7 protein-coding genes and 1 pseudogene are annotated in these 7,728 nt (G+C 61.7%); 4 read left to right on the forward strand and 4 right to left on the reverse strand.

Annotated elements, in window-relative coordinates; all coding sequences use genetic code 11:
- From AC1DUU_RS17315 to AC1DUU_RS17325, 3 genes and pseudogenes are all read left to right on the forward strand, one after another.
- Positions 1 to 564 (forward strand): annotated as a pseudogene (locus AC1DUU_RS17315) (PrkA family serine protein kinase); the annotation flags it as partial.
- Between the two features lie 22 nt (positions 565 to 586).
- Positions 587 to 1,903 (forward strand): YeaH/YhbH family protein, encoded by a 1,317-nt coding sequence (locus tag AC1DUU_RS17320; RefSeq protein WP_476784643.1) that lies wholly within the window; start codon positions 587 to 589, stop codon positions 1,901 to 1,903.
- 9 nt (positions 1,904 to 1,912) lie between these two features.
- Positions 1,913 to 3,469, forward strand: coding sequence for a SpoVR family protein (locus AC1DUU_RS17325; RefSeq protein ID WP_476784644.1), 1,557 nt, complete (start codon positions 1,913 to 1,915; stop codon positions 3,467 to 3,469).
- On the opposite strand, the gene AC1DUU_RS17330 is transcribed toward AC1DUU_RS17325, so the two are convergent.
- Positions 3,466 to 4,197, reverse strand: a complete 732-nt coding sequence (locus AC1DUU_RS17330) for a copper homeostasis protein CutC (protein ID WP_476784645.1) — start codon at positions 4,195 to 4,197, stop codon at positions 3,466 to 3,468. The genes AC1DUU_RS17325 and AC1DUU_RS17330 overlap by 4 nt on opposite strands.
- Positions 4,190 to 5,104 (reverse strand): ROK family protein, encoded by a 915-nt coding sequence (locus AC1DUU_RS17335; RefSeq protein WP_476784649.1) that lies wholly within the window; start codon positions 5,102 to 5,104, stop codon positions 4,190 to 4,192. Before AC1DUU_RS17335 ends, AC1DUU_RS17330 begins: the two co-directional genes overlap by 8 nt.
- 84 nt (positions 5,105 to 5,188) lie before the next feature.
- On the opposite strand from AC1DUU_RS17335, the gene AC1DUU_RS17340 reads away from it, so the two are divergent.
- Positions 5,189 to 6,187 (forward strand): LacI family DNA-binding transcriptional regulator, encoded by a 999-nt coding sequence (locus tag AC1DUU_RS17340; RefSeq protein WP_476784646.1) that lies wholly within the window; start codon positions 5,189 to 5,191, stop codon positions 6,185 to 6,187.
- Positions 6,188 to 6,472: 285 nt separating this feature from the next.
- On the opposite strand, the gene AC1DUU_RS17345 is transcribed toward AC1DUU_RS17340, so the two are convergent.
- Positions 6,473 to 7,270 (reverse strand): transporter substrate-binding domain-containing protein, encoded by a 798-nt coding sequence (locus tag AC1DUU_RS17345; RefSeq protein ID WP_476784647.1) that lies wholly within the window; start codon positions 7,268 to 7,270, stop codon positions 6,473 to 6,475.
- Between the two features lie 19 nt (positions 7,271 to 7,289).
- Positions 7,290 to 7,728, reverse strand: a 439-nt coding sequence (locus AC1DUU_RS17350; RefSeq protein ID WP_476784648.1) for an isoaspartyl peptidase/L-asparaginase, incomplete at its 5' end; no start/stop codon positions are given.

The raw sequence follows: 7,728 nt of genomic DNA on the forward strand, positions 1-7,728 counted from the left end.
CAGTTCCCGGGCGAGATCGAAGCCTCCTATCTCGACTTCATCAAATCGGAGATTGCGACGCGTTATGCCGAGTTCATCGGCCACGAGATCCAAAAAGCCTATCTCGAATCCTATAGCGAATACGGCCAGAACCTGTTTGACCGCTATATCGCTTATGCCGACGCCTGGATCGAGGACCAGGACTACAAGGACCCAGACACCGGCCAGATCCTCAACCGCGGCATCCTCGACTCCGAACTATCGCAGATCGAGAAGCCGGCTGGCATCGCCAACCCCAAGGACTTCCGCAACGAGGTGGTGAAGTTCACGCTGAGGGCACGCGCCAAGAACAATGGCCGCAACCCGTCGTGGACGAGTTACGAGAAGCTGCGCGAGGTGATCGAAAAGCGGATGTTCGGCCAGGTCGAGGACCTGTTGCCGGTGATCAGCTTCGGAGCCAAGCGCGACAGCACCACCGAAAAGCAGCATGCCGAATTCGTCGAGCGCATGACCGAGCGCGGCTACACCCAGCGTCAGGTCCGCCGGCTTGTCGATTGGTACATGCGGGTCAACAAGGCAGGCTGACCGGGAGCGAACGGGGACCCACATGCCGAACTTCATCGATCGGCGCCTCAATCCCAAGGACAAGAGCCTTGGCAACAGGCAGCGTTTTTTGAGGCGCGCCCGCGAAGAGTTGAAACGGGCGATCAACGAGCGGATAAAGTCTGGCAAGATCGGGACCGCCGACCAGGACCAGATCATCCCCATTCCCCGCAAAGGCATTGGCGAGCCGACCTTTCAACGCGCACCGCATTCGGGCCGCCGGGAGGAGGTCCTTCCCGGCAACAAGACCTTCGGCACCGGCGACCGCATCCCGAGACCGGCGGCGGGAAGCGGCAAGGGGTCGGACCCGTCATCGTCGGGAGATGGCGAGGACGATTTCCAGTTCGCCCTATCGCGTGAAGAAGTGCTCGACCTGTTTTTTGAAGACCTTGAGTTGCCTGACCTGGTGAAGCTCAACCTCAAGGAAGTGGTGACGTTCAGGCCACGCCGGGCCGGCTACACGATGAGCGGCAATCCGACCAGCATCAGCGTCGGCCGCACCATGTTCAACAGCTTCGGCCGGCGTATCGCGCTGAGAAGGCCCAAACAATCCGAGATCGACGAAATCGCAGCCGAGCTGCTCAAGCTGGAAGGTGAGCGGCGGCCAAGTGCTGCCACCCAGCAACGCATCGCAGTGTTGCGCGAACAACATGCGACGCTCGCGCGCCGCCGCAAGCTGATCCCCTACATCGACCCCATCGACATCCGTTTCAACCGCTTCGAGCCGCAGCCRGTGCCCAACGCCAATGCGGTGATGTTCTGCCTTATGGACGTCTCGGGCTCGATGGGCGAGCGCGAAAAGGACCTCGCCAAGCGCTTCTTCGTGCTGCTGCACCTGTTTCTCAAGCGGCGCTACGAAAAGACCGACATCGTCTTCATCCGCCACACCCATGAGGCCTCAGAGGTGGACGAGGACACGTTCTTCTACAGCACCCAAAGCGGCGGCACTGTCGTTTCCACTGCACTGGACGAAATGCTGCGCGTCATCCGCGAGCGCTATCCCGCCAAGGACTGGAACATCTACGCGGCACAGGCTTCGGACGGCGACAACATCCCCAACGATTCCGAGCGCTGTGTGTCCATACTCGACAACACGCTGATGCGGCTGTGCCAGTACTACGCCTATGTCGAGATCATCGACGAGCGCGAAAGCGAGATGTTCCGCCATGCCGACAACGGCACGTCACTATGGAACGCCTATCGCGAGGTGAGTGCCGCATGGCCGAACTTCGAGATGACGCGCATCGCCAAGCCGTCCGACATCTATCCCGTCTTCCATGAGCTGTTCGCCAAGGCTCCGGCGCCGGCAAAACGCGGTTGAGGATGCAAGGTGGAAAAGCGTTCGAAAACGTCGTCGCTGCTGTTCACAAGTTCGGACTGGAACTTCGACGACCTGGCGCGCGCCTATGACGCGATCAAGGAGATCGCCGTCGATGAGCTCCGCCTCAACTTCTATCCCAACCAGATCGAGGTGATTTCGTCGGAACAGATGCTCGACGCCTATTCATCCATCGGCATGCCGTTGATGTACCAGCACTGGTCCTTCGGCAAACATTTCGTCCACGAGTCGAACCTCTATCGCAAAGGTCGCATGGGGCTCGCCTACGAGCTGGTGATCAACTCCAACCCGTGCATCACCTATCTCATGGAAGAAAACACCATGGCGTTGCAAACGCTGGTGATCGCGCACGCTTCGTTCGGCCACAACCACTTCTTCAAGAACAACTATCTGTTCCAGCAATGGACCGATGCAGGCGCCATCCTCGCCTATATGGAATTCGCCAAGAGCTACATCGCGCGCTGCGAGGAGAGGTATGGCCCCGCCGCCGTGGAGGCCGTGCTCGATGCCGCGCACGCGCTGATGCCGCAAGCGGTGTTTCGCTATCGCCGGCGGCCGCGCCTTTCGGTCGAACGCGAACAGGCGCGCATCCGCGAACGGCTCGAACACGAGGAACGCACCTTCAGCGACCTTTGGCGGACGCTGCCTCAATCGGCCGAGGCCGGAGTGCCGCGCGAGGCCGAGACCGACATTTCGGAACGCCAATCGGCCATCGAATATCCGGAAGAAAACCTGCTCTATTTCCTGGAGAAATACAGCCCCGTACTCAAGGCCTGGCAAAGGGAGATCCTGCGGATCGTTCGCGTCATTGCGCAATATTTCTACCCGCAACGCCAGACCAAGGTGATGAACGAAGGCTGTGCCACCTTCGTCCACTACACGATCATGAACAGGCTTTTCGACAAGGGCAAAATCAGCGAAGGCACGATGCTGGAGGTGCTGCAGAACCACTCCAACGTGGTGTTCCAACCCAGTTTCGACGACCCGCGCTACAGCGGCATCAACCCCTACACGCTCGGCTTCAACATGATGCGCGACATCCAGCGTATCTGTACCGAACCGACGGCCGAAGACCGCGACTGGTTCCCCGATTTCGCCGGCAATGGCGACTGGTGCGGAACGCTGCTCGACGCCTGGGCAACCCACCGCGACGAGTCCTTTATCCGGCAGTTCCTGAGCCCGGCGCTGATCCGCGACATGCGCCTGTTTTCGCTGCAGGAAGAAGCCTCCGACCCGTACTACGAGGTGACGGCCATCCACGACGAGCGCGGCTATGAGCGGGTGCGCTCGCGGCTCGCCGACAACTACGACGTCGGGGTGATCCAGCCCGATATCCAGGCGGTCGACGCCGACCTCAAGGGCGACCGCAAGCTGCGCATCAAGCACACCGTGCACCATGGCGCGACATTGCAGGAAGAGACACGTAACGAAACGGTGCGCTATATCCAGCGCCTGTGGGGCCACGAGGTCAGCCTGGTCGGCGTCGACGGCACGACCGAAAAGACGCTCTACGAATTCTCATCGAAGGAACTTGCCGAAAAGGCCTAGCCCCGGTTCAGCATCGCCTTCATTTTCCTGACGATGTCGGCATCGGTGTGCTTGGATCGTGGTGCGACAAAGCCCAGTTCCAGCGCCTTCGCATTCCCCGCATCGGCGGCAACCGAACAGGACGAATGTACCTCGCGCAAGGGCAGCCGCGCCTGGATCGCACCAAGCGTGTCGAGATTGACGCCCGAACCCGGCATGATGGCGATACGGCCACGCGCCTGGTCGAAGCACTTGGCCAGCGCGTCGAGCCCCTTGAGCGCGGACGTCTCGCCACCTGAAGTCAGGATGCGCTCGAAGCCCAATTCGACAGCCAGCTCGATGGAAGGTCCGAAGTCCGGACTGGCAAGGTCGAAGGCGCGGTGAAGCGTCATGCCCAGCCCATTTGCGTGACCTGCCAGGCGCGAAAGCAGGTCGCGATCAAGCGTACCGTCAGGCCTGTTGGCGCCAAGCACGACACCTTCAAGGCCCGCCGCGCGCACCGCATCGATGTCGGCGAGCAGGGTTGTCATATCGGCATCGTCGAAGACGAAGTCCCCGGGCCGCGTACGGATCATCGCATAGACAGGGATCGGCGCCTTGGCGGCAAGTGCCATCAGGCCGGGCGATGGCGTGAGGCCGCCGGTTTCAAGTGCCGCGCAGAGCTCGATGCGGTCGGCACCGCCTGATATCGCGGCAGCAAGGCTTTGCGGGCTGTCGACACAGACTTCAAGCAAGATTTTCTCAGACATGGGTCAGCTCCTGAAAACCAAGCGCGGCCGCACCGAGCAGGCCCGGCTCGGTGGTCAATGCCGCCTTGACCAGCAGCGGGCTTTGCGAACGCCGAAGTGTGCGGCCGCGCACCTCATTGTCGAGGGCAGCGATCAGTTCGGGAACGTTTGACAGACCGCCACCTACGGGAACGACGGAAGAGCCAATAATATTGAGCGTCAGCGCCAACGGCACGCCGACCAGTTCGAGATAGATGTCCATGGTACGGCGTGCTCGTGCTTCGTTCTCGCGCCAGCGGTCGATGACCTCGGTGCTCGACAGCATCTCACCGCACAGGAAGTGGTGCAGCTTCTCTACGCCGCGCGCCCCGCCAATGGTGTCGACACACCCGGCCTGACCGCAGCCGCAGGCAAAATGCGGAATGTCGACCGGCGGCTTGCCAACTCTTGTAGCAAGCGCCTGGCCATGGCCCCATTCGCCGGCATAACCGCCAGCACCCGTGACAAGGCGCCCGTCGATGACGAGGCCGCCGCCGACCCCTGTTCCCAGGATGATGCCGAAGACATTGCGGTGTCCGCGCCCTGCCCCGCTTGTCGCTTCGGCCATGGCGAAACAATCGGCATCGTTGGCGATCCAYACCGGCAGGCCGATTATGGCTTCGAGATCGACAGCGATCAGCCGGCTATCGATGCAAGGGATGTTGGCGCATTTCAGGCTGCCGGAGGCAGGATCGACAACGCCGGCAATCGAAATTGAAACGCCCTTGGTACTGCCTCGATCCATTGCCACGCGTTCGGCGATGACGGCGGCGAAGGCGCCGAAATCGTCGAGCGGCGTTGTCACGCGGTCGATGATCTCGATTTCGCCGGCAGAACGGGCGCGGGCGCTTTTTATCGTTGAACCGCCAATGTCGAAGCAGGTAAGCATGAAATCAGTTCCCGGATGGATGATTGCCGCGGGACGTCTGGCCACGGCGCCCGAATTTCAAGATGACAACTCGCAAAGGCCCTTATGGACAGTTCGCGCAAACGACGCACCTCGCCGACCATCGCCGATGTCGCCGAGCTGGCCGGCGTGTCGCGCGCGATCGCCTCGCGGGCGCTGTCGAGCGAAAGCCGTCCTGTTTCCGCCGACAAGCGCGCGCGTGTACTTGAAGCAGCAGACAAGCTCGGCTTCAAGCCCAATCTTCTGGCACGCAGCCTGACCACCAAGACGGTCAACCTGATCGCGGTGATCGTCAACCACATCCACGACTTTTCCGACCTCGACCTGTTCGACCTTTTGATCAGCGACATACAGTCGATCGGCAAGCAGGTCATCTTCCTGCGTGTCGGCTCGGTCGAGCGGATCGAGGAGTTTTTGCGCAACGGCGTTGCCTATCATGTCGATGCGGCGCTGGTTTTCTCCGACTTCGCCGACGCCGAAAGCGTGCGGAAAATGTTCCGCAGCGATGACGTCCTGATGCTCAACGGCATGCATGACGGCTCGTCTCCCTCGGTGGTGCCCAACGAGGCGATCGGCATCGCCGAGGCTGTCGCCGACGCGGCTGGCAAGGGCATTGCGACAGCGGCGCTCGTGACCGGGCGTGTATCCTCTCCGGTCGAGCGGTCGCGCATCGCCAACTACAAGGCCGAGATGGAGCGGCGCGGCATCAGCCTGGTCGCGGAGCTGCGCGGCGATTACTCCTACCAGAGCGGGCGCAGCGTTGCGCAGTCGCCGGAATGGCCGAGGACTGACGCGGTGTTCTGCACGTCCGATGCCATGGCGATGGGTATCATGGATGTTCACCGCGATGCCTTTCCCGGCAACAGGCCAGAGCGCTTCCGGCTCTACGGCTTCGACAATCTGTCCCTGACGGATTTCGAGGCCTATCCGATCTCGTCGATCGGCTACGACAAGAAGACCTATGTCGGCGAGATCCTGCGTTTCCTCGCGACACCCGAACAGTTCGGCGATGGACATGCAGAGGTGACAGTGCCGACCTTCTTCGTGCCGCGCGCGACGTCGTGAATGCTCTGTAAGTGCGTCCTTCGAGGCTCGCCCGCTGAACTAGGCGATTTGGCCCGAACGGCCTGCGGGCTCGCACCTCAGGATGAGGACCGTTGATGCCACCCATATCTGTCGGTGAGGCCCTGTCGGGTGAAGCGAGAGCTTGGATCTGGTCTTTAGAAACAGCCTTTCAGGATAAAGCCGAACTGGCCCAACGGTCCTCATCCTGAGGTGCGAGCGTAGCGAGCCTCGAAGGACGCACCACCTACCCCTCCCCTGTAAGGAGAGGGGCTTGGCGGCAGCAACTTACCAAAGCGGGGTCAGTGCCGGCGGGTTGGCGGTCTCGCCCCACCACTTCTTGTAGTTGGCCTGGTAAGCGCCGCTCTGGATGTAATCCGACACGAACATGTCGATCCAGCGCACGAAACCCTCGTCGCCCTTGGCGACAGCAATGCCGATCGGATCGTTGGAGTGCAGGCCCGGCAGGGTCACCAAATTCTCGTTCTTGGTGGCGAGGTAGTCGAGCAGGGAGGAGTCCTCGATGGCTGCGTCGACACGCTTCTGCTGCAGCAGCAGAACGCCTTCCGGCGAGAAATTGTCGGTGTAGACGAGCTCGGCCTGAGGTGCCGCATTCTTGATGAAGGTCTCGCCCGTCGAGCCACGGCCGACGACGATCTTCTTGCCGGCGAGGTCTTCAAGCTTGGCGATGCCGGAGTCCTTCTGGACGATGATGCGCAAGCCGGCGCGGTTGTAGGGGATCGAGAAGTCGACTGACTTGGCGCGCTCGAGCGTCGCCGAGGTGTTGGCGACCGCGATGTCGATCTGGCCGGAAACCAGCATCGAGATGCGAGCGTCGCCAGACACGTCGACGAACTCGACCGGCACGCCGAGCTTTTCGGCCAGCATGGTGGCGACATCGACGTCATAGCCGACCGGGTTGTTCTGGGCATCGCGGAAGCCGATCGGCTCGCCGCCGAGCGACACGCCGATGCGCACGGTGCCGCGCTCGCGGATCTCGTCGATCTTGCCGGCCTGGGCAGCGCCGGTTGCGGCAAGGCCCACGGCCAGGGCCATCCCGGCAAGTTTCGTCATCAGGTTCTTCATTTTTCCCTCCCTCGGGTTTCTAGGATGTGAACGGTTCGGCGAAGCGGTGTTCCGGCTCTGGCATGTCGGTGTCCCAGAACCAGTATTTGATCTGCTCTTCGCAATTCAGGCTGACGACCTTGTGGTTGCCCTTGGCGTCAAGCGCATGAATGACAACGCCGGCAAGGAAGCCGCTTTTCAGCTCGCGCAGTTCCTCGATGGCAAGCGCGGTGGCCGCTTCGAGCGAGTAGCCCAGCCGCATCGCAAGCACGATTGTGCGCGCGGTACCGCAGCGCATGGTCATCTCGCCGGTGTGGGTGCAGGCAGCAGCACCAAAGCGGCTGTCGGCATAAAAGCCTGCGCCGGGGATGGGCGAGTCGCCGAGACGGCCGGGGTATTTCCAGGCCCAGCCCGACGTCGAGGTCACGACATTGAGCCCGCCAAAACTGTCCTGCGACAGGAACACGGTGGTATCGCGC

Source organism: Aminobacter sp. P4_H6_2 (assembly GCF_056400805.1).